Origin of the sequence: Hydrogenophaga sp. RWCD_12, from assembly GCF_046604225.1 — a bacterium.
Classification (GTDB): Bacteria; Pseudomonadota; Gammaproteobacteria; order Burkholderiales; family Burkholderiaceae_C; genus Hydrogenophaga.
Genome location: NZ_JBKIXC010000003.1, coordinates 1 through 23724 on the forward strand (window position 1 = coordinate 1; position 23724 = coordinate 23724).

19 protein-coding genes and 1 pseudogene are annotated in these 23724 nt (G+C 65.2%); 6 read left to right on the forward strand and 14 right to left on the reverse strand.

Going from position 1 to position 23724, the window contains the following annotated elements; all coding sequences use genetic code 11:
- The 11 genes and pseudogenes from ACLIJ1_RS11935 to ACLIJ1_RS11985 all read right to left on the reverse strand — a co-directional run.
- Window positions 1-3519, reverse strand: a 3519-nt coding sequence (locus tag ACLIJ1_RS11935; protein ID WP_411365756.1) for a DUF4347 domain-containing protein, incomplete at its 3' end; no start/stop codon positions are given.
- Window positions 3520-3721: 202 nt separating this feature from the next.
- Window positions 3722-4219: a dihydroneopterin triphosphate diphosphatase gene (gene nudB / locus ACLIJ1_RS11940; protein WP_411365757.1), complete on the reverse strand. Its 498-nt coding sequence runs from the start codon at window positions 4217-4219 to the stop codon at window positions 3722-3724.
- Window positions 4220-4274: 55 nt separating this feature from the next.
- Window positions 4275-6077 carry an aspartate--tRNA ligase gene (aspS, locus tag ACLIJ1_RS11945; protein ID WP_411365758.1) on the reverse strand — a complete coding sequence of 601 codons (1803 nt, stop codon included), beginning with the start codon at window positions 6075-6077 and terminating at the stop codon, window positions 4275-4277.
- Window positions 6078-6123: 46 nt separating this feature from the next.
- Entirely contained in the window at window positions 6124-6795 is a 672-nt protein-coding gene (locus tag ACLIJ1_RS11950; RefSeq protein ID WP_411365759.1) for a DUF502 domain-containing protein, read from the reverse strand.
- Between the two features lie 14 nt (window positions 6796-6809).
- On the reverse strand, window positions 6810-7115 hold the full coding sequence (locus ACLIJ1_RS11955; RefSeq protein ID WP_411365760.1) for an FmdB family zinc ribbon protein: 306 nt from the start codon (window positions 7113-7115) through the stop codon (window positions 6810-6812).
- Between the two features lie 163 nt (window positions 7116-7278).
- Complete coding sequence (gene ubiB, locus ACLIJ1_RS11960; RefSeq protein ID WP_411365761.1) at window positions 7279-8847, reverse strand: ubiquinone biosynthesis regulatory protein kinase UbiB; 1569 nt, start codon at window positions 8845-8847, stop codon at window positions 7279-7281.
- Window positions 8844-9416 carry a hypothetical protein gene (locus tag ACLIJ1_RS11965; protein ID WP_411365762.1) on the reverse strand — a complete coding sequence of 191 codons (573 nt, stop codon included), beginning with the start codon at window positions 9414-9416 and terminating at the stop codon, window positions 8844-8846. The genes ubiB and ACLIJ1_RS11965 overlap by 4 nt, the downstream gene beginning before the upstream one ends.
- A 68-nt stretch (window positions 9417-9484) precedes the next feature.
- Window positions 9485-10039: pseudogene (locus ACLIJ1_RS11970) on the reverse strand (Tim44 domain-containing protein); the annotation flags it as partial.
- 91 nt (window positions 10040-10130) lie between these two features.
- On the reverse strand, window positions 10131-10862 hold the full coding sequence (gene ubiE / locus ACLIJ1_RS11975) for a bifunctional demethylmenaquinone methyltransferase/2-methoxy-6-polyprenyl-1,4-benzoquinol methylase UbiE (RefSeq protein WP_411365763.1): 732 nt from the start codon (window positions 10860-10862) through the stop codon (window positions 10131-10133).
- A gap of 20 nt (window positions 10863-10882) precedes the next feature.
- Complete coding sequence (locus ACLIJ1_RS11980) at window positions 10883-11296, reverse strand: gamma-butyrobetaine hydroxylase-like domain-containing protein (RefSeq protein WP_411365764.1); 414 nt, start codon at window positions 11294-11296, stop codon at window positions 10883-10885.
- A gap of 17 nt (window positions 11297-11313) precedes the next feature.
- Window positions 11314-15204: a DUF3683 domain-containing protein gene (locus ACLIJ1_RS11985; RefSeq protein WP_411365765.1), complete on the reverse strand. Its 3891-nt coding sequence runs from the start codon at window positions 15202-15204 to the stop codon at window positions 11314-11316.
- A 115-nt stretch (window positions 15205-15319) separates the two neighbouring features.
- On the opposite strand from ACLIJ1_RS11985, the gene ugpQ reads away from it, so the two are divergent.
- A complete protein-coding gene (gene ugpQ / locus ACLIJ1_RS11990; protein WP_411365766.1) occupies window positions 15320-16075 on the forward strand; it encodes a glycerophosphodiester phosphodiesterase in 756 nt (251 codons plus the stop codon).
- 24 nt (window positions 16076-16099) lie between these two features.
- Here the strand turns inward: ugpQ and ACLIJ1_RS11995 are convergent, their stop codons facing one another.
- Entirely contained in the window at window positions 16100-16366 is a 267-nt protein-coding gene (locus ACLIJ1_RS11995; RefSeq protein WP_411365767.1) for a hypothetical protein, read from the reverse strand.
- 45 nt (window positions 16367-16411) lie between these two features.
- Between ACLIJ1_RS11995 and hemA the strand changes: the two genes are divergently transcribed.
- The 5 genes from hemA to ACLIJ1_RS12020 all read left to right on the forward strand — a co-directional run bounded on the left by hemA (window position 16412) and on the right by ACLIJ1_RS12020 (window position 21255).
- The gene (hemA, locus tag ACLIJ1_RS12000; protein WP_411365768.1) at window positions 16412-17686 is read left to right on the forward strand and encodes a glutamyl-tRNA reductase; all 1275 of its coding nucleotides are present in this window, start codon (window positions 16412-16414) and stop codon (window positions 17684-17686) included.
- A 90-nt stretch (window positions 17687-17776) separates the two neighbouring features.
- Window positions 17777-18877 carry a peptide chain release factor 1 gene (gene prfA / locus ACLIJ1_RS12005; RefSeq protein ID WP_411365769.1) on the forward strand — a complete coding sequence of 367 codons (1101 nt, stop codon included), beginning with the start codon at window positions 17777-17779 and terminating at the stop codon, window positions 18875-18877.
- Window positions 18874-19713 (forward strand): peptide chain release factor N(5)-glutamine methyltransferase, encoded by an 840-nt coding sequence (gene prmC / locus ACLIJ1_RS12010; RefSeq protein WP_411365770.1) that lies wholly within the window; start codon window positions 18874-18876, stop codon window positions 19711-19713. The genes prfA and prmC overlap by 4 nt, the downstream gene beginning before the upstream one ends.
- Window positions 19714-19771: 58 nt before the next feature.
- Window positions 19772-20095 carry a Grx4 family monothiol glutaredoxin gene (grxD, locus tag ACLIJ1_RS12015; protein ID WP_411365771.1) on the forward strand — a complete coding sequence of 108 codons (324 nt, stop codon included), beginning with the start codon at window positions 19772-19774 and terminating at the stop codon, window positions 20093-20095.
- Window positions 20096-20250: 155 nt separating this feature from the next.
- On the forward strand, window positions 20251-21255 hold the full coding sequence (locus ACLIJ1_RS12020; protein WP_411365772.1) for an AAA family ATPase: 1005 nt from the start codon (window positions 20251-20253) through the stop codon (window positions 21253-21255).
- A 13-nt stretch (window positions 21256-21268) separates the two neighbouring features.
- On the opposite strand, the gene ACLIJ1_RS12025 is transcribed toward ACLIJ1_RS12020, so the two are convergent.
- Both ACLIJ1_RS12025 and ACLIJ1_RS12030 read right to left on the reverse strand, forming a co-directional pair.
- Window positions 21269-21889 (reverse strand): lytic transglycosylase domain-containing protein, encoded by a 621-nt coding sequence (locus ACLIJ1_RS12025; protein ID WP_411365773.1) that lies wholly within the window; start codon window positions 21887-21889, stop codon window positions 21269-21271.
- A gap of 17 nt (window positions 21890-21906) precedes the next feature.
- Window positions 21907-23652: a proline--tRNA ligase gene (locus tag ACLIJ1_RS12030; RefSeq protein ID WP_411365774.1), complete on the reverse strand. Its 1746-nt coding sequence runs from the start codon at window positions 23650-23652 to the stop codon at window positions 21907-21909.
- Window positions 23653-23724: the final 72 nt, after the last annotated feature.

Sequence of the window (23724 nt, forward strand, 5' to 3'; positions counted from 1 at the left end):
GGTGTCTCCGTCCTTGTCCGTCAGGCGGTAGGTATAGACCTCTTGCAGCGTCTCTCCAGGAGCGAGTTGCTGCACCGTGGTGTTGGCGTTGTTCAGCGTGTACGTGTACGTGCCGTCCGGGTTCAGAGCCACGGTGCCGAAGCTGCCCGTGGGCGAGCCAACGATCCCCGTCGTGTTCTGCGCCGGCGTGCCGTCACCGTTGGTGTCGTTGGTCTTCACACCGCCCGTCACCGTGGCCGTGTCTTCCGCAATCGTGGCGGTGTCGGCCACCGCCACCGGCAGGTCTTCCGCACCGGTGATGGTGATCGTCAGCGTCGCCGTCGAGGTGTCTCCGTCCTTGTCCGTCAGCACGTACGTGTACGTCTCCGCCAGCGTCTCTCCAGGGGCCAGCTGCTGCACCGTGGTGTTGGCGTTGTCCAGCGTGTAGGTGTACGTGCCGTCGGCGTTCAGGCTCACCGTGCCGTAGCTGCCCGTGGGCGAGCCGCTCAGCGCCGTCGTGTTCTGCGCAGGCGTGCCGTCACCGTTGGTGTCGTTGGTCTTCACACCGCCCGTCACCGTGGCAGCACCTTCAGCGATCGTGGCTGTGTCGTTGACGGCAACCGGCAGGTCTTCCGTGCCGGTGATCGTGATCGTCAGCGTCGCCGTCGAGGTGTCACCGTCCTTGTCCGTCAGGCGGTAGGTATAGACCTCTTGCAGCGTCTCTCCAGGAGCGAGCTGCTGCACCGTGGTGTTGGCGTTGTTCAGTGTGTAGGTGTACGTGCCGTCGGCGTTTAGGCTCACCGTGCCGTAGCTGCCTGTGCCCGAGCCCGTCAGCGCCGTCGTGTTCTGCGCCGGCGTGCCGTCACCGTTGGTGTCGGCCGTGCCGTCGGTCTTGACGTTGCCGCTGACGTTGGCCGAGCCTTCGGCAACCGTCGCCGTGTTTGCGGTAGCCACCGGGAAGTCGTCGACCGAAGTCACATTGATGTTGACCGTGTCGGTGTCGGAGAGGCCTGCCACGTCCGTTGACACAACCGTCAATACCGACGCGCCGAAGTAGTTGGCCGTCGGCTGATAAGCGATGGACGCGAGAGCTGCGTTGATCTGCGCTGCGGTCCCGGACAGTGTCAGCGTACCGCTTCCGTTGGCACCGGCGGAAATGGTTGCACCACCAGCCAGGCTGACGTTCATGATGCCGTTGGTGATGGTCAGCTGAGTGGTGGCCAGGTTGCCGTCGGGGTCGCTCGTGGACACCCCAACAATATTCAGAGTGCCGTCTTCGGGAACCGTTTGGGTCCCGGGAACCACGTTCACCGGGGGCCTGTTGTTCAGACCGAAGTCCAACGCGAGGTTGGTGCTCCCGACCTGAGAAACATCCGCATCGGCTCTGGTGGCACCGCCCGCCGTGGTGTAGGTGCGTCCGGTACCCAGGACGCCACCCGTATCCGTGACCTGGACGATGTAGTTGCCCGGCAGAACCCCGGTGAACAGATAGTTACCGGTGGCATTGGTGGTGTCGATTGCGAGCACCCGCTCACCCGCGTCCACAACCCCGTTGTTGTTGACGTCATCCACCAGCCGCACGGTCACGCCCGCAATGCCGGAGTCGGTGCCATCAAAGACGCCGTTGGTGTTGGTATCGGTAAAGATCCGGTCACCCAGGTTGGCGGTCGGCGGCGTCCAGGCCGCGGCATCGTTGAGCGATCCCAGTGCGGTCGTGCCATTGGTGGTGATGTTGACCGCCGTGCCGATGTTGGCGCCCGTGGTGGCGTTGATCTGCTGGATGCTTGTGCCCAGCACGTACACGTTGCCGGCCTGACTCAAAGCAACCTGCGTATTGGTCGACGGCTTGGAGATCCCCGTCGTGGTGGCCGTCACAGCGGTGCCGCCGGCATTCAATGAGTAACGCGCCAGGGTCGTGCCCTGTGAGCTCAACAGCGTGTTGGTTGCGGAGTCGTATCCAAGATCACCCCAGTCGTTGTTGATGATGTTGCTCACCAGGAGCGTGACCGATCCGGCAGCCGTGTTCACGCTGCGGCCGTCGGCGGACAACGCGATCCGGTAGATCGAATCGTCCGCCACAGTGCCGCCACCGTCACCACCCAAGTTGTTCTCGACACCCAGATAGAGTGCGCCGTTGGCGAACGTTGCACCCCCGCTGCCCAACCCGGTGGCGCCAACCGCGACGTTGCCCACACCCGCCGCATTGTTGGTCAGATCCGAGTCAACAAGGATGTGCGTGTTGTTGATGTAGTCGTACGCAAACAGCGCGACGTTGCCAGTGGCTGAGTCGTTCGAGCAGTAATAGATGAGGCCATTGACTTGGTCGACGGCAAGGGAGTTCAGCCCAGTTCCCGAGGTTCCGGTGGACACACCACCGACGGTGGCCGGAGCGGTTGTCAAAAGGGTGGCCTTGCCGGTGGTGAGGTCGATGCTGTAGATGTTCTTTGCCGCATCGGTCCCCAGAACCGCACCAGCGCCTACGTTGGCCGGGGTGGTGAGGACACCAGCCCACTCCGCCGCTGTGATCACGACAGTTTCGATGCTGCCGTCGCTGGACCGGGTTTCCAGCACCCAGTCACCGCCCAGCATCTCCGTGCCCGTCATGTCGTCCGAAGCGGCCACATCGGCACCCGTCGCGTCGGCCAGAGCGTCCACAAAGGCAATGCCCTCTGGGGTCGAGGAAACCTCGCAGCCGTAGAGAAGGATGTCCGCGTCCTGTGACAGCGAGGCCCTGATGACTGCCAACTCGTCGGCATGCTCCTCGGCAATCGAGGTCGTGTCCAGCACAGCATTGCCCAGCTCCAGTTGACCTGCGCTGCCGTGGCTGATGATGTGAATCGCGTCGATGCCCGTCTGACCCGCCAGGATTTCAGCCATCTGTTCGACGCCATCACGGTTGGCGTCGAGCACGTAAACCTGTCCCTGCACCCAGTCCAGGTCATCGACAATGCTGGCCGCCACCGAGTCGACGAAGATCACCTCGACACGAACCTGGTCAGCAGCCACGGCGACGTCGATCACCGCAGGTGTGGCATCGTCCGGATTGGTCTGCACTTGTGGGCGATCCGCCACTGCCATCGGCGTCGACGCCACGGGTTTGGCCACCGCGACCGCCTCGCTGGGGCGTTCCGCCGCCACCGTGGTGGTCGTGGTCGTGGCGGGAGCTTCTACCGGCGCTGTGGCGGCTCCAGTCGTCACAGGCACTGTGGTGACGCTCGTTGTAGCAGGAGTGGCAACGGATTCCGCAGGCACTGTCGCCGTGGTCGAAGCAGCCGAATCGGCGGTGTGGTTGTCATCCGCCAGCAACAACAGGTCCTGCGTCTGCGACTTGTCGGTATTGGTTTCAATGACCGTTGCCGGCAGGGCCGCATCAAAGACGATGCGCTGCTCCAAAGCGATCTGGCTGGAGAGGGCCCGCTCAGGCGCCCGCCGAGACTTGCGGGCCGAGGACACCTTGCGCCCGCCGGAAACGGCAACTTCGGAAGCCGCCACGTAGGTGCCCAAGGACTCGTTCCAGATCGACTTGTATGACTTGTTCATGCTGGTGCGTATTTTGTGTAACAAGACGCTACGGACTGCCCGCGCTTGTAACTTAGGTTGTACCTTTCTAGGGTACCAAAAAAAGGGAGCGGAAAGGCCCGTTGGAAGGGCTTGTGCTGCGCAAGAAGTACCTTTTTAGTAACTTCTTGCACATGAAATCGATATGCAGCCAACGAACCTGGAACGAAATCCAGGACAAGGGTTAACCCTTATGTTTTGATTTTTTCATTCCTGAAACAAAGGCCGGCAGATGAAGTACGGCCTCGGCATTCGACGATGAAAAACACCGATCGGCGGCCTCTCGCCACGGCAGCCAGAGTTGCGACCGGTGTTCCCGGGGATTGAGCGCCACCGGCATTGCCTCGGGAATGCAAAGCCCGAATACCCGCTCCGTGTTGAGCAAGACCCCCGGCGCATACCGGTGCAGCCACTGCGGGTAGATTTCGTAGACGTTTTCCAGCCGCCAGTCCGTCAGCACGTTTCCAGCGGCCTTGGCATCCAGCCCGGTTTCCTCCGCGGCCTCGCGTGCAGCTGCAACCTCAAACGCCTCGTCCTCGCGGTCCAACGACCCGGTGACCGACTGCCAGAACCCGGGCGAGTCGGCTCGCTCAATCAGCAACACATCCAGATCCTGGGTATGGATGACCACCAGAACGGAGCGCGGGATCTTGAATGTGGTCCTGATCGGAAGTTGCGCCATGGAGAAAAACAAAAAGGGCGCCCATGGCGCCCTTTCATCCTAGCTGAAGCCCTGCTCAGACCGCCTTGACCGCGTCAGGGTTGCGCAGGCGGATGTGCAGTTCGCGCAGCTGCTTCTCGTCCACCGGGCTCGGAGCCTGGGTCAGCAGACACTGGGCGCGCTGGGTCTTGGGGAAGGCGATCACGTCGCGGATGGACTCGGCGCCGGTCATCAGCGTGACGATACGGTCCAGGCCGAAGGCCAGGCCGCCGTGCGGGGGCGCGCCGTACTGCAGCGCATCCAGCAGGAAGCCGAACTTGAGCTGCGCTTCTTCGGGTGTGATCTTGAGCGCGTCAAACACTTTCTGCTGCACGGCCGCGGTGTGGATACGGACCGAGCCACCGCCGATTTCCCAGCCGTTGAGCACCATGTCGTAGCCCTTGGCGATGCACTTCTCGGGTGCGGTGACCATCCAGTCCTCGTGGCCGTCTTTCGGCGCGGTGAACGGGTGGTGCACGGCGGTCCAGCGGTCGGCTTCTTCGTCGTGCTCGAACATCGGGAAATCCACCACCCACATCGGGGCCCAGCGGTCTTCGAACAGGCCGTTCTTCTTGCCCAGGGCGCTGTGGCCGATCTTCAGGCGCAGCGCGCCGATGGCGTCGTTGACGATCTTGGCTTTGTCGGCGCCGAAGAACAGGATGTCGCCATCCTGCGCGCCGGTGCGGGAGAGGATCTCGGCGATCGCCTTGTCGTGCAGGTTCTTGACGATGGGCGACTGCAGACCGTCCTTGCCCTTGGCCAGTTCGTTGACCTTGATCCAGGCCAGGCCCTTGGCGCCGTAGATCTTGACGAACTCGGTGTAGGCGTCGATCTCGCTGCGCGGCATTTCGGCACCGCCACGCACGCACAGTGCGACCACGCGGCCGCCCGTCATCTGCGCCGGCGCGCTGAAGACCTTGAAGTCCACGTCGGCCATGACGTCGGTGAGTTCGGTGAACTCCATCTTCACGCGCAGGTCAGGCTTGTCCGAGCCGAAGCGGTGCATGGCTTCGCTGTACGCCATGATGGGGAACTCGCCCAGGTCCACGCCCAGAGTGTTCTGGAACACCGTCTTGATCATGCCCTGGAACATCTCGCGGATGTCTTCCTCGGTCAGGAACGATGTCTCGATATCGATCTGGGTGAATTCCGGCTGGCGGTCGGCGCGCAGGTCTTCATCGCGGAAGCACTTGGTGATCTGGTAGTAACGGTCGTAGCCGGCCACCATCAGCAGCTGCTTGAACAGCTGTGGGCTTTGCGGCAGCGCGAAGAACTGGCCGTCGTGCACGCGGCTGGGCACCAGATAGTCGCGCGCGCCTTCGGGCGTGCTCTTGGTCAGCATGGGCGTCTCGATGTCGATGAAGCCGTTGGCATCCAGGAACTTGCGCACTTCCATCGCCACGCGGTAGCGCAGCATCAGGTTGTTCTGCATGTAGGGGCGGCGCAGGTCCAGCACGCGGTGCGTCAGGCGGGTGGTCTCGCTGAGGTTGTCGTCATCCAGCTGGAACGGCGGCGTGACCGAAGCGTTGAGCACCTTGAGCTCGTGACACAGCACTTCGATCTGGCCGCTCTTGAGCTTGTCGTTGGTGGTGCCAGCCGGGCGGGCACGCACCAGGCCGGTGACCTGCACGCAGAACTCGTTGCGCACGTCTTCTGCGGTCTTGAACATCTCGGCGCGGTCGGGGTCACAGACCACCTGCACATAGCCTTCGCGGTCGCGCAGGTCGATGAAGATCACGCCGCCATGGTCGCGGCGGCGGTTGACCCAGCCGCAGAGTTTCACGGTTTGGCCCAGAAGGGCTTCGGTCACCAGACCGCAATAGTGGGAGCGCATGGCCATGTCGGTTCTTCTTTCAGCAGTGTTGCCACATCCAGTGGCAGGAAATTCAGTGATGGGCGGAAGCTTCCGCCGTCTTCAAGGCAGGGTTCTTGGGGCCCCCGGGCACGATCACGCCCATGGACACGATGTAGGTCAGCGCTTCGTCCACGGACATCTGCAATTCGACGCAATCGCTCTGGCGCACCATGACGAAATAGCCGCCAGTGGGATTGGGCGTGGTGGGCACGAAGACACTCAGAAATGCGTCTGGCAGGCCTTCATCGGTCGTCTGGGCGTGCAGATGCTGCAACACCTCGCCGCCCGGTGCGCCAGTCTGAAACCCGATGGTCCACATGCCGGTGTGTGGCCATTGCACCAGCACCGCCTTGCGAAAGGCGTTGCCCTTTTCGGAAAACAGGGTGTCGGAGATCTGCTTGACGCCCGAATAGATCGAGCGCACCACGGGGATGCGGTGCAGCAGGGCGTGCCACCAGTTCACCAGCTGGTTGCCGATGATGTTCGAGGCCAGTGCGCCGATGGACAGCACCACGACCAGCGCGAAGATCACCCCCAGGCCGGGGATGTGGAAGCCAAACAGCTGATCGGGCTGCCAGGCGGCCGGCAGGATGCGCAGCGTCTGGTCCAGCGTCGAGACAACCCACTCCAGCACCCAAAGGGTGATGATGAGTGGCACCAGAACCAGCAGACCGGCCAGCAGCCACTTGCGGACAGAGGCCATGCGATCCATTGGCATCAATGACAGGCGCAGGAACCGCCGCAGGGCGTGGACGGCGCAGCGCTGGCCGCTTCGGCCGGCTTGCTCTCGGCCGCAGGAGCAGCAGCGGCGCCAGCCGCCGGGGCGGCCGCGGCGCCGGCTCCACCCTTGAAATCGGTGGCGTACCAGCCCGAGCCCTTGAGCTGGAAGCCGGCGGCCGTCAGTTGCTTGCGGAATGCATCTGCTCCGCAGGACGGGCAATGGGTCAACGGCGTGTCGGAAATTTTCTGCAGGACGTCCTTGGCGTGGCCGCAGGACTCGCACTTGTAGGCATAGATCGGCATGGCTTGGGCAAAGGAAGTGACGGAAACCAACCCTGGGGGCGCTTCAGACCGGCCAAGCCGGTGGCGCCCCGGCTGGCCCGGGAAGTGGAACAAAACCTGAAATTATAGATGGGGGCCGTCTTTTCCGGGTTCAAGATCCCCGGTAAAAAGGACCTCGCCAGAGCTACAGGCGCAGCAGCAGGCGAACCAGCATCGGCAGGAGGATCAGCCCCAGCAGGAAGCCGATCCCTGCGTAGACGATGCCCTGCAGCAGCCGGTTGGTGCGGCGCTGCTCCGCCACCAGGCTGTCCAGCTCGGCGCGCAGCTGGTGCGGCCGGTGCTGGAGGTAGTCGTTGAGCAGCCGCGGCAGGGCCGGCAACAGCTTGGCGTACTGGGGCGCTTCTGCCTTGAGTTGCTGCAGCAGCTTCTGCGGGCCGACCTGCTCGACCATCCACTTTTCGAGGAACGGTTTGGCGGTGGCCCATAGATCCAGCTCGGGATCCAGTTCACGCCCCAGGCCTTCGATGTTCAGCAGCGTCTTCTGCAGCAGAACCAGTTGCGGCTGGATTTCGACATGGAAGCGGCGCGACGTCTGGAACAGGCGCATCAGCACCATGCCCAGCGAAATTTCCTTGAGCGGCCGGTCGAAATACGGCTCACACACCGCCCGGATCGCGGACTCCAGCTCATCCACCCGCGTTTCGGGCGGCACCCAGCCGCTTTCGATGTGCAGCTCGGCCACGCGCTTGTAGTCGCGCCGGAAGAACGCCGTGAAGTTCTGCGCCAGGTATTCCTTGTCGTACTCGGTCAGCGTGCCGACGATGCCGAAGTCCAGCGAGATGTAGCGACCGAAAGTCGCCGGGTCGACACTGACCTGGATGTTGCCCGGGTGCATGTCGGCGTGGAAGAACCCGTCGCGGAACACCTGGGTGAAGAAGATGGTCACGCCGTCGCGCGCCAGCCTGGGAATGTCGACGCCGCGATCGCGCAGTTCCTCGATGCGGTTGATGGGCACCCCGTTCATGCGCTCCATCACCATGACTTCGGTGCGGCAGTAGTCCCAGAACATCTCGGGAATCAGCACCAGGTCGAGGCCCGCCATGTTGCGGCGCAGCTGGGCAGCGTTGGCCGCCTCACGCAGCAGGTCCAGTTCGTCGTGCAGGTACTTGTCGAACTCGGACACCACCTCCAGCGGCTTCAGGCGCTTGCCGTCGGCCGACAGCTTCTCGACCCAGCCGGCCATCATGCGCATCAGGCTCAAGTCCTTCTCGATCACCGGCAGCATGTTGGGCCGCAGCACCTTGACCGCCACCTCCCGCCCGCCGTGCCGGCCGTCGCGCAAGGTCGCGAAATGCACCTGGGCGATGGAAGCGCTGGCCACCGGCGTCTGATCGAAATGGCTGAACACCTCGTCCAGCGGCTTGCCGAAGGCGCGCTCGATGGTGGCCACAGCGATCGCGCTGTCGAACGGCGGCACGCGGTCCTGCAGGCGCGCGAGTTCGTCGGCGATGTCCGGCGGCAGCAGGTCACGCCGGGTCGACAGCACCTGCCCGAACTTGACAAAGATCGGGCCCAGGCCTTCCAGCGCTTCGCGCAGGCGCTGTCCGCGCGGCGCATCGAGGTTGCGCCCGATCGAAACGATCCGGGTCAGCAGCCGCAGGCCCGGACGCTGGAAGCTGGACAGCACCAGCTCGTCCAGCCCGTGGCGCAGCACCACCCAGACGATGAACAGTCCACGCAGCAGCCGGGTCATGCGGAGTGTCCGTCGCCCCGACCCGCCCCGCCAGGAGCGCGGCGACCGACAAAGGCCTTCACGGCCGTCGCAGCGGAGCGTGCACCGCCCACCAGCGTGTGCGCCATCGCATCGCCCACCAGCCGAGAAAGATCCTCTTCAACGTCCCAGCGCACGTTGTCCACCAGCCAAGCCACTTCGGCCGCCAGTTGCACATCACCCTGGATGTCGACGCCTGGGCGCTCCCCGGCCAGCACCTTCTGCGCCAGTGCAAAGGGCGAAGCCTGCGTCAGGGTCACGTTGAGTTCAGGTTGGCGGTCGCCGGCCGGGCGTTCCAGCAGCCCTGCGGGCGTGGCGGCCAGGGTGAGATGAAAGTCGCCCCACTGCACCCGCACCGGCTTGCCCTGCTGGCGGCGCAAGCGTTGCTGTGCCTGAGGTTCCTGCATCAACACATGGTTGAGAAAGAGAACCACCCGGTTCTGCACCTCGTCGACCACCCACTCGGGAGGACGGACGCTGCCCAGCAGCGACTGCAGAAAGCCCAGGGGCGAACGGGGCGCGGACGAAGAGGTGGGGGAATCGCTTTGCATGATCCCCCGATTTTGACGGATAACCCGTACCCGTCAGGCCCGGTGGACCCGAGAGGTACGGTGCAGGCTCACTGCAGAGCCTGAACGCCCGCCACCAGCCAGCCGCTGTCGCCGGCTTTGGGTCGGGTGATGTTCCAGATCTCGCGGAACGGATTGGGACCGGCCGACAGATCCTCGCGAATCATCCCGGAGAACTCGACACTGGCGAGGTAGGCACTTTCCAGCTCCTCCAGCCCCAGCAACTGCGCCTCCAGCATCACCACTTCCGTGCGGTTCGGCTCGATGGCAGCGCGCTCGCGCTCGACGAGCTGGGTCTGGATTTCGGCCAGCATGCCGTCGGTCATCATGGCCCGCAGGCTGGCAACGTCGGCCCGGTCCCAGGCCTCCTGGAGATTGACAAAATTGGACTTGGAGGCCTGCAGGAAACCGTCGGCGTCGAACCCCTCGGGTACCGTGCGGCCCGCGCTGGCAGACGCAGCAACCTCGGCCACCGACTCCCAGGGGCGCGCCGACGCATCGTTGCCCACGTTTTTCGGACTGTATCCCTTGGGCTCCACCACCGGGCCACCGGGGCCGGAGGCCGCCAGCATGCCCACAGGCGTCGCCGCTGCACTCTTGCGCCGCAGAAGTCCGCGCATCGCAAGCCTCTTGCCCAAACCCCCTGTCCACCACGGCTTCATGTTCTTTCTCCCTCTGGTTCAACCCGTCAACCCGTCAACACTTGATCCCGAGATGCAGCGCCACCACACCGGCACTCAGGTTGTGCACGTCCACGTGCCCGAATCCGGCCGACTTCATGAGCTGGCGCAATTCTTCCTGGCCGGGATGCATGCGAATCGACTCGGCCAGGTAGCGATAGCTGTGCTCGTCATTGGCCACCAGCTTGCCCAGCTTCGGCAGCACGTTGAACGAGTACCAGTCATACGCCTTTTCCAGCGGCTTGGCGACGCGGGAAAACTCCAAGACCAGCAGTTTCCCCCCCGGTTTGAGGACGCGGCACATCTCTGCCAGCGCCTGGTCCTTGTGCGTCATGTTGCGCAAACCAAACGCCACCGAAACGAAATCGAAGCTCTCGCTGGCAAACGGCAGCTTCTCGGCGTCGCAGACCATGGTCGGCAACACCTGTCCCAGGTCGAGCAGCCGGTTGCGGCCTTCGCGCAACATGGCTTCATTGATGTCGGTGTGGACCACCCGGCCAGTGGGGCCGACGCGTTTGGCGAACGCCAGCGACAGGTCACCCGTGCCGCCCGCAATGTCCAGCACCTGCTGGCCCGGCTGCGGGTTGGCCACGGTGATCGTGTAGCGCTTCCAGATCCGGTGCAGGCCAGCCGACATGAGGTCGTTCATCACGTCGTACTTGGGCGCGACCGAGTCGAACACGCTGCGCACGTGCTTCGCTTTTTCCTGCTCGTCGACGGTCTGGAAGCCGAAGTGGGTGGTGGCCATGGAATGTGTCTCCGTCGGGGTCAGTGGCTGCCGCAGGCGTGTCCGCCCTTTTCCGGCATCGGTGCGTCGCGATCGACCCCGGCGGCCTGAAGCCGCTGGTGGTAATCGTTCCAGAGTTGTTCCTGCTGCGATCCCAGGAAATACAGGTAATCCCAGGTGTAAATGCCCGATTCATGGCCGTCGGAGAAGGTCGGCTGCACCGCATAGTTGCCGACCTGTTCCAGGGAGACAAGGCCAACTTCGCGCTTGCCGGTCTGCAATGTCTCCTGACCCGGGCCGTGACCCTGCACCTCGGCCGAGGGCGAATACACGCGCATCAGCTCGAACGGGATGCGGAACGTCTGTCCGTCCGAGAAGGCAATCTCCAGCAGGCGCGAGGCGCCGTGCACGGTAATGTCTTGCGGCGTCGGGGTGTCTTTGTTCAGGCCAGCCATGGAAATCCTTGTATTGATCAGACCAGTACGCGTTCGATACCGCCCTGGTTGGCGTGCGCGACGTATTCGGGCAGCCAGTTTTCGCCCAGTATCTGGCGCGCCATCTCGACCACGATGTAGTCGGCTTCCAGCAAGCCGTTCTGCAGGTCGTCGCCGTAGCGCGTGAGGCCTTGCAGGCAGCTCGGGCAAGAGGTCAGCATCTTGATGTTGGCCTTCTCGCCCACGGTGCCTGCGGCACGCAGCGTGGCTTCACCCTTGCGGATTTCTTCTTCCTTGCGGAAGCGCACCTGGGTCGAGATGTCAGGCCGCGTCACGCCGAGCGTGCCACTCTCGCCACAGCAGCGTTCGCTCTTGACGACGCCCTCGCCCACCAGGGCCTTGACAGTCTTCAAGGAGTCCTGCAGCTTCATCGGGTTGTGGCAAGGCTCGTGGTACAGGTAACCACCTTGCCCGGCCGGCAGGGTGATCCCCTTTTCCAGCAGGTACTCGTGGATGTCGATGATGCGGCAGCCCGGGAAGATCTCCTCGAACTTGTAGCCCTGCAGCTGGTCGTAGCAGGTGCCGCAGCTGACCACCACGGTCTTGATGTCCAGGTAGTTCAGGGTGTTGGCGACGCGGTGGAACAGCACCCGGTTGTCGGTGATGATCTTCTCGGCCTTGTCGAACTGGCCCGAGCCGCGTTGCGGGTAGCCGCAGCACAGGTAACCCGGCGGCAGCACGGTCTGCACACCCGCGTGCCACAGCATCGCCTGCGTGGCCAGACCCACCTGGCTGAACAGTCGCTCCGAACCGCACCCCGGAAAATAGAACACCGCTTCGGTCTCGGCCGTGGTGTCCACCGGGTTGCGAATGATCGGCACGTAGTCCTTGTCCTCGATGTCCAGCAGGGCGCGCGCCGTCTTCTTGGGCAGGCCACCCGGCATCTTTTTGTTGATGAAGTGGATCACCTGCTCTTTGACCGGCGCCGGGCCGAGCGTGGCCGGCGGCGCGCTGGTTTGCTTGCGCGCGGCGAGCTTGAGCACCTTGTTGGCCAGGCGCTGGGCCTTGAAGCCCACGTCCACCATGCCCGCACGCATGAACTTGATGGTCTCCGGGCTGGTCGCATTCAGGAAGAACATCGCCGCCGCGTTGCCGGGACGGAAGCTCTTCTGACCCATCTTGCGCAGCAGGTTGCGCATGTTCATCGACACGTCGCCGAAGTCGATCTTCACCGGGCAGGGCGAAAGGCACTTGTGGCAGACCGTGCAGTGGTCGGCCACATCTTCAAACTCTTCCCAATGCTTGATGCTGATGCCGCGGCGCGTCTGTTCTTCGTAGAGGAAGGCCTCGACCAGCAGCGACGTCGCCAGGATCTTGTTGCGCGGGCTGTACAGCAGGTTGGCGCGAGGCACGTGCGTCGAGCAGACCGGTTTGCACTTGCCGCAGCGCAGGCAGTCCTTGACCGAATCGGCGATGGCGCCGATGTCGCTCTGCTGCATGAGCAGCGACTCATGGCCCATGAGGCCGAACGATGGTGTGTATGCGTTGGCCAGGTCGGCCTGGCGCACGCTCGCATCGCCCGCGACCAGCGACTGGTGCGCGGCACCGCGCAGCAGCTTGCCCTTGTTGAAGCGGCCTTCGGGGTCAACCTTGGCCTTGTAGGCCGCGAAGGGACCCAGCTCGGCATCGGTCAGGAACTCCAGCTTGGTGATGCCGATGCCGTGTTCGCCCGAGATGACGCCGTCCAGGCTGCGCGCCAGCACCATGATGCGGGCCACCGCCTCGTGTGCGGTCTGCAGCATCTCGTAGTCGTCGCTGTTGACCGGGATGTTGGTGTGCACATTGCCGTCGCCGGCGTGCATGTGCAGCGCCACCCAGACCCGACCCTTGAGTACGCGCTTGTGGATCGCGTTGCACTCGTCGAGGATGGGGCCGAAGGCCGCGCCGGTGAAGATCTGCTGCAGCGGCGCACGGATCTGTGTCTTCCAGCTGGCGCGCAGGGTGTGGTCCTGCAGTTGCGGGAACAGGGACTCCACATCATGCAGCCAGGTGGACCAGAGCGAACGCACTTCACGCACCAGGCTCAGCGCCTGTTGCACGCGGTCTTCCAGCAGCTCGGCATTGGGCAGTTCGTTGGCCTCGTCGGTCTTGCCCAGGGGCAGGTTGCCCTTGGTAAAGAAGGCTTCCAGCGCTTCGCACAGCTTGAGCTTGTTGCGCAGCGACAGCTCGATGTTGATGCGCTCGATGCCCAGGGTGTACTCGCCCATGCGCGGCAGCGGGATCACCACGTCTTCGTTGATCTTGAAGGCGTTGGTGTGCTTGCTGATGGCCGCGGTGCGCTTGCGGTCCAGCCAGAACTTCTTGCGCGCCTCGTAGCTGATGGCGATGAAGCCCTCGCCGCTGCGGCCATTGGCCAGGCGGATCACTTCGCTGGTGGCGCGTGCCACGGCGTCGGCGTCGTCGCCGACGATGTCGCCAATCAGCACCATCTTGGGCAGGGTGCCGCGCTTGCTCTTGGTGGTGTAACCCACTGCCTTGAGGTAACGGTCGTCCAGATGCTCCAGGCCAGCCAGCAGCACGCCCGAGCGCTTCTGCTCGGCAAACATGAAGTCCTTGATCTCGACGATCGACGGCACGCCGTCCTTGGGATTGCCGAAGAACTCCAGGCACACGGTGCGGGTGTGCTCGGGCATGCGGTGCACCACCCAGCGGCCGCTGGTGATCAGGCCGTCGCAGCCTTCTTTCTGGATGCCCGGCAGGCCGCTCAGGAACTTGTCGGTGACGTCCTTGCCCAGACCTTCCTTGCGGAACGACTTGCCCGGAATCACCAGCTGCTCGGTTCGCACCGGCGTCTTGCCATCGGCCTCGAAATACTTCAGCTCGAAGGTCGCGACCTCGGCGTCGTGGATCTTGCCCAGGTTGTGGTCGGTGCGTGTGACTTCCAGCCATTGCGCCTGCGGCGTCACCATGCGCCAGCTCACCAGGTTGTCCAGCGCCGTGCCCCAGAGCACCGCTTTCTTGCCGCCCGCGTTCATGGCGATGTTGCCGCCCACGCAGGACGCTTCGGCCGACGTCGGGTCCACCGCGAACACATAACCCGCGCGCTCGGCCGCATCGGCCACGCGCTGCGTCACCACGCCGGCCTCGGTCCACACGGTGGCCACTGGCTGCTCATGCCCGCCGATGCGGATGTGCTCCACCTCGGTCATGGCTTCGAGCTTTTCGGTGTTGATGACCACGCTCTTCCAGGTCAGCGGGATCGCGCCGCCGGTGTAGCCGGTGCCGCCCCCGCGCGGGATGATGGTCAGGCCCAGTTCCACGCAGCCCTTGACCAGGTGCGCCATCTCGGCCTCGGTGTCGGGCGTGAGCACCACGAAGGGGTATTCCACGCGCCAGTCGGTCGCATCGGTCACGTGGGACACACGCGAGAGGCCGTCGAACTTGATGTTGTCCTTGGCGGTGAGCTTGCGCAGCACCTTGTTCGTGCGCTGGCGCAACGCCGCCATCTCGTCGAACGAGCGGGCAAAGCGGTCCACCGCTGCTTTGGCCGCCGTCAGCAACTGGCCGACCGACTCGTCGCGCGCCGGATCGTCCTGCGGCGTGCGGCGCTTCTGCACTTCACCCAGGCGGTGGTGCAGGGCCTCGACCAGGGCCGCACGGCGCTTGGGGTTGTCCAGCAGGTCGTCCTGCAGATAGGGGTTGCGCTGCACGACCCAGATATCTCCCAGCACTTCGTAGAGCATGCGGGCCGAGCGGCCGGTGCGCCGCTCTCCGCGCAGTTCGTCCAGCAGGTCCCAGGCCCCGGAACCGAGCAACCGCACCACGATTTCCCGGTCCGAGAACGAAGTGTAGTTGTAGGGAATTTCGCGCAGGCGCGGCGCGTCATCGGCGGCCGTCGCCAGGAGCGTAAGAGGGGTCGGGGCGTTCATGGGCAAAGGGGGACGGTCAGCAGGAAACGCTGAACCCGCGATGGTACCGCAGCCCCTATACGCGCACCTCTGGGGCGGGTACTGGCAAACTGGACCTTTTGACGCACCCGAACCCATGAAAAAACCCGCCCCTGCCCTGCCCGACTGGCCCTATCCGCGCTGGGTTGCCCACCGGGGCGCCGGCAAGCTGGTGCCTGAAAACACCCTGGCAGCGTTCCGGGAAGGCGCCCGGTATGGCTACCGCATGTTCGAGTGCGACGCAAAGCTCAGTGCCGACGGTGTGGTGTTCCTGCTGCACGACGACACCCTGGACCGGACCACCGATGGCCAGGGCATCGCGGGCGAGCAGCCCTGGTCCAGCCTCAGCCGCCGCGACGCAGGCGGCTGGCATTCCCGCCAGTTCGCCGGCGAATCGCTGCCCACGCTGGAAGCCGTCGCCCGGTTCTGCCGCGCCAATGCGTGCCTGCTGAACATCGAGATCAAGCCAACCCCGGGCCTGGAAGAGGAAACCGGCCAGGTGGTGGCGCTCGAAGCGGCACGGCTCTGGGCCGACGCGAACGTGCTGCCGCTGCTGACCTCGTTTCAGCCGCAGTCCCTGGCTGGCGCGAAGGCGGCGGCGCCCCATCTTCCCCGCGGGCTGCTGCTGGAAACGCTGTGGGACGGCTGGCTGGGCCACGCGCAGTCATTGGGCTGCGTGGCCATCGTGTGCGACGAGGTGCTCTGGGGCGCCGGGACGATGGCGGCCGTGCATGGCGCCGGCTTGCGCGCCCTGGCCTACACGGTCAACGAACCCCGGGAAGCCGTGCGCCTGTGGGCACTGGACATCGACGGGTTGATCACCGACCGCGTCGACCTGTTCGCGCCCGACTGATCCGTCGAGGGCGAGAAGACGCCGTCAGCGGCGCATCCACCAGCCCAGGGAACCCTGCGCCAGCACCAGCGCGGCGTAGGTCACCATCTTGCCGTCACGGCCAAAGACCACCAGCCCGGCCAGCAGCACCAGCACCCCGACCCCGGCCAGCACCGACCACTCGACCGCCGGCCGGTAGCGCACCGCCCGCGCATTTCTTCTCAGGCGCGGCACCGCCCAAAGAAGGGCCGCCATGACCAGGGCTGGGGCCATGAAATTGGCGAAGTGCCCGAACAAGGCAAAGAAGGTCATGGGGAATGGGTCCGCAACAGAGCAGGCAATTTTATAATCCGGCCCATGTCTGTCTGGGCGCTCGGCATCAACCACCACACGGCTCCGCTGGATCTGCGGGGCCGTTTTGCGTTCGCGCTGGACCAGATCCAGCCCACGCTGCACGGCTACCGCCAGAGTCTGGCGCGCCAGCCCGAGGCCACGCTGCTGTCCACCTGCAACCGCACCGAACTCTATGGCGCCGGCGAACAGGCGGCCGTGGAACCCACACTGGACTGGCTGGCCCAGACCGGCGGCGTCAGCACCCACGTGCTCAAGGAACACGCCTACGTGCTGCGCGAAGGTGAGGCCGCGCGCCATGCTTTCCGCGTCGCCAGCGGCCTGGACAGCATGGTCCTGGGCGAGGCCCAGATCCTGGGCCAGATGAAGGACGCGGTGCGCGCCGCCGACGAGGCCGGCGCCCTGGGCACCACACTGCACCAGCTGTTCCAGCGCTCCTTCTCGGTCGCCAAGCAGGTGCGCACCTCGACCGAGATCGGCGCCCACTCGATCAGCATGACCGCCGCCGCGGTGCGGCTGGCGAGCCAGCTGTTCGAAGACCTGAAAGACATCAAGGTGCTGTTCGTGGGCGCTGGCGAGATGATCGAGCTGGCCGCCACCCACTTCGCGGCCAAGACGCCCAAGAGCATGGCCATTGCCAACCGCACGCTCGAACGCGGCGAGGCCCTGGCCGGCCGCTTCGGTGCCCAGGTCCTGCGTCTGGCCGACATTCCCGAGCGGCTGCACGAATTCGATGCGGTCGTCAGCTGCACCGCCAGCACCCTGCCCATCATCGGTCTGGGGGCCGTGGAGCGCGCGCTGAAAAAGCGCAGGCACCGTCCCATGTTCATGGTCGATCTGGCCGTGCCGCGCGACATCGAGATCGAGGTCAAGGGCCTGTCCGACGTCTATCTGTATACCGTGGACGATCTGGCCAGCGTGGTGCAGACCGGCAAGGAAAACCGACAGGCTGCCGTGGCGCAGGCCGAGGCGATCATCGACGCGGGCGTGCTCAGCTTCATGCATTGGATGGAGCAGCGCGACCCCGCCAGGGGCGGCGTGGTGCCGCTGATCCAGCAGATCAACGCCCAGGCCGACGTCTGGCGCGCTGCCGAACTGGCCCGCGCGAAGAAGCTGCTGGCCAAGGGCGAACCGGTCGAAGCGGTGCTCGAAGCCCTGTCCAAGGGGTTGACGCAGAAGATGCTGCACGGCACCCTGGCCGAACTGCATGCGGGCGACGCCGAATCGCGCGCCGCCACGGCGCAGACGGTCTCGCGCCTGTTCCTGCGCGAAAAGTCCTAGCGACGACGGCCGGCACCCCCGGGTGCCTCCAGCACGGTTTGTCGGCCCCGTGCGTTCCCGCTCCGCCGTCGCCTCCTTTTCGCTTCCCGCATGAAACCCTTTGTCCGCGACACCCTGCTGCGCCAGAAAGCCCGCCTGCACGAGCTGGACGCCCTGCTCTCTGCACCTGATGTGGTGAACGACCTGGAGCGTTTTCGCATGCTCAGTCGCGAGCACGCCGACGCCTCGGTCGTGGTCGAAGCCTTCAACCGCCACCAGCAGCGCGAGAGCGATCTCGCCGCCGCAAAGGACCTGCTGACCGACCCGGACATGGCAGAGATGGCGCAGGACGAGATCGACGCTGCGCAAGCCGATCTGGAACGGCTGGACGCCGAACTTCAGCAATTGCTGCTGCCCAAGGACCCGGATGATGAACGCCCGGCCTTCGTGGAAATCCGGGCCGGCACCGGCGGCGACGAGTCCGCCCTGTTCGCGGGCGACCTGGCGCGCATGTACACCCGCTACGCCGACAGCCAGGGCTGGACCACTGAGATCGTGAGCGAGTCGCCCAGCGAACTCGGCGGCTACAAGGAAGTGGTGCTGCGCATGGCCGGCCGCGGACCGGGAACGAACGTCTATGGGCAGCTGCGCTTCGAGTCGGGCGGCCACCGGGTGCAGCGCGTGCCCGCCACCGAGACGCAGGGCCGCATCCACACCAGCGCCGCGACCGTGGCCGTGATGCCCGAGCCCGACGAAGCCGAGGCCGTCAAGCTCAACCCGGCCGATCTGCGCATCGACACCTTCCGCGCCAGCGGCGCTGGCGGCCAGCACATCAACAAGACCGATTCGGCCGTGCGCGTGGTGCACCTGCCCACGGGCATCGTGGCCGAATGCCAGGACGGCCGCAGCCAGCACAGCAACAAGGCCAAGGCTTTGCAGGTGCTGCAGGCACGCATTCAGGAAAAGGAGCGCAGCGAACGCGCCGCCAAGGAAGCCGCCACCCGCAAGGGCCTGGTTGGCAGCGGCGACCGCAGCGACCGCATCCGCACCTACAACTTTCCGCAAGGGCGCCTGACCGACCACCGCATCAACCTCACGCTGTACAAGCTGCTGCAGGCGATGGAAGGCGACCTGGGCGACGTGATCCATGCGCTGCAGGTGGCGCGCGGTGCCGAGCTGCTGTCTGAACTTGAGCAGCGGAACAGCCTGTGAACACCCTGACCGACGCTCTGCGACACGCCACCACTGCCGGCCTGGACCGGCTGGACGCGCAGATGCTGCTGCTGCACACGCTGGGGCGCTCACCGCACGACCGCGCCTGGCTGATCGCGCACGACAGCGACCCGCTGCCGGCCGAAGCCGACGCCCGCTGGCAAGCGCTGCTGCAGCGCCGCCACGCAGGAGAGCCGGTGGCCTACCTTCTCGGCGAAAAGGAGTTCGGGGGTCTGACGCTGAATGTGGACGCCCGCGTGCTGGTGCCCCGCCCCGACACCGAGGTGCTGGTGGAATGGGCGCTGGACGCCCTGCCCCTGGTTGGCGGCCAAACGCCCCGCCTGCTGGACCTGGGCACCGGCAGCGGCGCCATCGCTCTGACCGTCGCTGCCCGCCGCCCCGATGCGCAGGTTACCGCCACCGACGCCAGTGCCGACGCTCTGGCAGTCGCAGAGGCCAACGCCCGGCGGCTGGGCCTGCCGGTGCGCTTTGCCCACGGCGCCTGGCTGGCGGCCGTGCCGGGTGAATGTTTCCACGTGATAGCGAGCAACCCGCCTTACATCGCCGAGGGCGACCCGCACCTGAACGCGCTCTCCCACGAACCCATCAGTGCCCTGACCGCAGGCCCCGACGGCCTGGACGACATCCGCCAGATCGTGGCACAGGCTCCCTCGGCGCTGGTCCCCGGCGGCTGGCTGCTGCTGGAACACGGCCACGACCAGGCGGCCAGCGTCCGCGCCCTGCTGGCCGCTCAGGGCTTTGACGCCGTTGGCAGCCAACAGGACCTGGCGGGCATCGAGCGCTGCAGCGGCGGACTTTGGCCCGGCGCGCGATAATTCCAACCCTGTCTCCGGCAACATCCGGCCAACCTCCACCGAACCCAGGACGCCCACCATGAGCGACGCGCAAACCCAGATCGACCAACTGGTCAAATCCAACGACATCGTGCTGTTCATGAAGGGCAGCGCCAGCTTCCCGATGTGCGGCTTCTCCGGCCGCGCCATCCAGATCCTCAAGGCCTGCGGCGTGGACACCAAGTCCGTCAAGACCGTCAACGTGCTGGAAGACGACGGCATCCGTCAGGGCATCAAGGAATACAGCAGTTGGCCCACGATCCCGCAGCTCTACGTCAAGGGCGAGTTCATCGGCGGCTCGGACATCATGATGGAGATGTACGAATCGGGCGAACTGCAGAAAGCCATCAGCGGCCAGGCCTGAACCGCCCCCCTCTGACAAAGCCACCTTCGGGTGGCTTTTGTTTTTGGTGCACGCGAACGCACAGGCAAGAGGGGTTTTCCTGGGCTTATCCGGCGTTGAGCAGTGGCACGTCTTGTGCTTGAATGAAAGCGTCGCCGAATCCTCCGGAGAACCGCATGAGCTCTCACAGCCTGGTCGCTTCCCCCACCCTCGGACTGCCCATCGCCCGGATGCGCAGCGTGTTCAATGCCGACGCGGTCGAGCGCAAGCTCACGCAGCTGCAGGCCAGCGGCAACGAACGCGAACACGAAGGCCTGCGCAACACCTACCAGCGCATGCTGGAACGTGGTCCGCAGCGTTTCGCCGTCAAGCCCTCGGGCGTGCCCGACATGGCCCCCCTTTACGAACTCCTGCCCAACTTCACCGACGTGCTCGACGACGTCAAGCGCCACGTGGCGCTGAGCCAGGACAGCCACGACAGCCTGGAAGTGACGCCCATCCTGCTGCTGGGCCCGCCCGGCGTCGGCAAGACCCACTTCGCCAAACAGATCGCCGACCTGCTGGGCACGGGCATGAGCCTGGTGCCAATGAGCAGCATGACGGCTGGCTGGCTGCTGTCGGGTTCATCGTCGCAGTGGAAGGGTGCCAAGCCCGGCAAGGTGTTCGAGGCCCTGGTCGATGGCCAATATGCCAACCCGGTGATCGTCGTCGACGAGATCGACAAGGCCTCGGCCGACGCACAGTACGATCCGCTGGGTGCCCTCTACAGCCTGCTGGAACACGACACGGCACAGCACTTCGTCGACGAATTCGCCGAAGTGCCGATCGATGCCAGCCAGGTGATCTGGGTCACCACAGCCAACGACGAGCGCGCCATTCCCGAACCGATCCGCAACCGCATGAATGTGTTCGAGATCGCGCCGCCCTCGCCCGACGCGGCGCGCAAGATCGCGGCCCATCTGTACCGCAGCATCCTCGGCGAACACGACTGGGGCCAGCGCTTCGATCCTGAGCCTTCCGCCGATGTGCTCGATCAGCTGGCCTCGCTGGCGCCACGAGAGATGCGCCGCGCATTGGTCACCGCCTTCGGCAACGCGAGGCTGGACAGCCGCTACAGCGTGACGCCCGTTGACCTGCCCAAGGCCGGTGGCGGCAAGGCACGGATCGGTTTTCTCCAGTAGCCGGGAGGAGCGTTCAGACGCCCGGGTGCACCCAGTTGCGGGCCGCGGCAAACACGGCGTTCGGATATTCCGCCCGCCCCCGGCTGCCGTTGTAGCGCCCCAGCGCCAGGAAGCTGTCGCCACGCTCCCGGTCCAGGTAGTGGCGCAGGATCACGCAGCCAAAGCGGATGTTGGTCTGCATGTGAAAGAGCCTTGACGGATCGCCGTCACCGATCAGGCGCGACCAGAACGGCATGATCTGCATGTAGCCGCGGGCGCCGACCCGCGAAATCGCGAACTTGCGGAACGCACTTTCGACCTGGATCAGACCCATCACCATGGTGGTGTCCAGTCCCGCACGGCGCGTCTCGTACCAGACCGTCTGCAGGAACTCGATGCGGGTCTGGAAATCCGGCTTCTTGTGCCGCAGCCGGTCGCTCATCACACCCAGCCACCGGAGATAGGCCAGGCGCTTCTCGGTATCGGTGAACTCGGGCACCGGCGGTGCGCTGTTGGCGATGGCCGAGGCCAGGGCTGTGCGCACCGAATCGGCGAGCGGCTCCTCGACTTGGCCGCCGGCATGCACCGCCGCGGTGCCGAGGCAGCCTGCCGCGCCCAGTGCCGCACCACGCAGCAGACATTGCCGACGGTCCATCACCGACCAATCAACGCTCACGCGCCCAGACGGCCCCGCACGAAGGCCAGTGCCTCGGCTGCCGGCACCTTGGTGGCAGCCGCATCGCGGCGGTGCTGGTACTCGACCATGCCTTCCTTGAGACCGCGATCGCCGATGGTCACGCGGTGCGGCACGCCGATCAGCTCCCAGTCTGCAAACATCGCGCCCGGGCGTTCGCCACGGTCGTCAATGATCACGTCCACACCCGCTGCCAGCAGGCCAGCATAGAGCTCGTCGGCCGCGGTCTTGACTGCCTCGCTGCGGTCGGCGCCTACCGGGCAGACCACCAAAGTGAACGGCGCGATCGCATCAGGCCAGACGATGCCGCGCTCGTCGTGGTTCTGTTCGATGGCAGCCGCCGGCAGACGCGTGATGCCGATGCCGTAGCAGCCCATCTCGAAGTGTTTGGGCTTGCCGTCGGTATCCAGAAAGGTCGCGTTCATGGCCTTGCTGTACTTGGTGCCCAGGTAGAACACATGGCCCACCTCGATGCCGCGCTCGATCGCCAGCGCACCCTTTCCATCCGGCGACGGATCGCCTTCGACCACGTTGCGCAGGTCGGCCACCAGGTCTGGTTCGGGCAAGTCGCGGCCCCAGTTCACCCCCGTGGTGTGGAAGTCCGGCTCATTGGAGCCGCAGATCCAGTCGGCCATCACCGCCACCTCCCTGTCGGCGACGATCTTCAGCGGCTCCTTCATGCCTACGGGCCCCAGATAGCCCGGCTTGCAGCCGAAGTGGGTGTCGATCTCGGGAATGCTCGCGAAGCGGAAGCCCTTGTCCAGGCCAGGCACCTTGCTCACCTTGACCTCGTTCATGTCATGGTCGCCACGCAGCAGCAGCAGCCACACCTGGCTCTTGGCGATTTCGCCCGCCTCGTTGAGCTCGTCGGTGGCCAGGACCAGCGACTTGATCGTCGTTGACAGCGGCACCCCCAGATACCGCGCCACGTCGGCACAGGTGCTCTTGCCCGGCGTCGGGGTCTTGGTCATCGGATTGGCCGGAGCCGGACGCGGGCCGGCCGGCGCCAGCGCCTCGGCCTTCTCCATGTTGGCGGCGTAGTCGCTGGCCGGGCAATAGACGATGGCGTCCTCACCCGTGGCGGCGATCACCTGGAATTCTTCGCTCAAGTCGCCACCGATGGCGCCGCTGTCGGCCGCCACAGCGCGGTAGCGCAGGCCGAAGCGATCGAAGATCCGGCGGTAGGCGGCGGCCATCACCTGGTAGCTGGCCTTGGCACCTGCCTCGTCGCGGTCGAAGGAGTAGGCGTCCTTCATGATGAACTCGCGACCTCGCATCAGACCGAAACGCGGGCGGCGCTCGTCCCGGAATTTGGTCTGGATCTGGTACAGGTTCTTGGGCAGCTGTTTGTAGCTGCGCAGTTCCTGCCGTGCCACGTCGGTCACCACTTCCTCGCTGGTGGGCTGCACGATGTAGTCGCGCTCGTGCCGGTCCTTGATGCGCAGCAGCTCAGGGCCCATCTTTTCGAAGCGGCCGGTTTCTTGCCACAGCTCGGCGGGCTGCACCACCGGCATCGTCATCTCGACGGCGCCCGCACGGTTCATTTCCTCTCGCACGATCGCTTCCACCTTCTGGATCACGCGCAGCCCCATCGGCATGTAGTTGTAGATGCCGGCACCGAGCTTGCGGATCATGCCGGCGCGGGTCATGAGCTGGTGGCTGACCACCTCGGCATCGGCGGGCGCTTCCTTGAGTGTGGTGATGAGGAACTGGGAGGCTTTCATGGGCAAACCGCCGCCGATGGCGGCCAGGAGGCAATGGACAGGGATGGGGAAACGGGGCGAACCTGCAGCGCC

What these genes read in the sequence shown, in the direction of transcription:
- ACLIJ1_RS11965 (WP_411365762.1), bottom strand. Translation starts at nt 9,416, where the DNA reads ATGCAAAGCGATTCCCCCACCTCTTCGTCCGCGCCCCGTTCGCCCCTG.
- hemA (WP_411365768.1), top strand. Translation starts at nt 16,412, where the DNA reads ATGTCTGTCTGGGCGCTCGGCATCAACCACCACACGGCTCCGCTGGAT.
- ACLIJ1_RS11980 (WP_411365764.1), bottom strand. Translation starts at nt 11,296, where the DNA reads ATGGCTGGCCTGAACAAAGACACCCCGACGCCGCAAGACATTACCGTG.
- ACLIJ1_RS12025 (WP_411365773.1), bottom strand. Translation starts at nt 21,889, where the DNA reads ATGGACCGTCGGCAATGTCTGCTGCGTGGTGCGGCACTGGGCGCGGCA.
- ugpQ (WP_411365766.1), top strand. Translation starts at nt 15,320, where the DNA reads ATGAAAAAACCCGCCCCTGCCCTGCCCGACTGGCCCTATCCGCGCTGG.
- ACLIJ1_RS11985 (WP_411365765.1), bottom strand. Translation starts at nt 15,204, where the DNA reads ATGAACGCCCCGACCCCTCTTACGCTCCTGGCGACGGCCGCCGATGAC.
- ubiE (WP_411365763.1), bottom strand. Translation starts at nt 10,862, where the DNA reads ATGGCCACCACCCACTTCGGCTTCCAGACCGTCGACGAGCAGGAAAAA.
- ACLIJ1_RS11955 (WP_411365760.1), bottom strand. Translation starts at nt 7,115, where the DNA reads ATGCCGATCTATGCCTACAAGTGCGAGTCCTGCGGCCACGCCAAGGAC.
- prfA (WP_411365769.1), top strand. Translation starts at nt 17,777, where the DNA reads ATGAAACCCTTTGTCCGCGACACCCTGCTGCGCCAGAAAGCCCGCCTG.
- grxD (WP_411365771.1), top strand. Translation starts at nt 19,772, where the DNA reads ATGAGCGACGCGCAAACCCAGATCGACCAACTGGTCAAATCCAACGAC.
- ubiB (WP_411365761.1), bottom strand. Translation starts at nt 8,847, where the DNA reads ATGACCCGGCTGCTGCGTGGACTGTTCATCGTCTGGGTGGTGCTGCGC.
- nudB (WP_411365757.1), bottom strand. Translation starts at nt 4,219, where the DNA reads ATGGCGCAACTTCCGATCAGGACCACATTCAAGATCCCGCGCTCCGTT.
- ACLIJ1_RS11950 (WP_411365759.1), bottom strand. Translation starts at nt 6,795, where the DNA reads ATGGCCTCTGTCCGCAAGTGGCTGCTGGCCGGTCTGCTGGTTCTGGTG.
- ACLIJ1_RS12030 (WP_411365774.1), bottom strand. Translation starts at nt 23,652, where the DNA reads ATGAAAGCCTCCCAGTTCCTCATCACCACACTCAAGGAAGCGCCCGCC.
- aspS (WP_411365758.1), bottom strand. Translation starts at nt 6,077, where the DNA reads ATGGCCATGCGCTCCCACTATTGCGGTCTGGTGACCGAAGCCCTTCTG.
- ACLIJ1_RS11995 (WP_411365767.1), bottom strand. Translation starts at nt 16,366, where the DNA reads ATGACCTTCTTTGCCTTGTTCGGGCACTTCGCCAATTTCATGGCCCCA.
- ACLIJ1_RS12020 (WP_411365772.1), top strand. Translation starts at nt 20,251, where the DNA reads ATGAGCTCTCACAGCCTGGTCGCTTCCCCCACCCTCGGACTGCCCATC.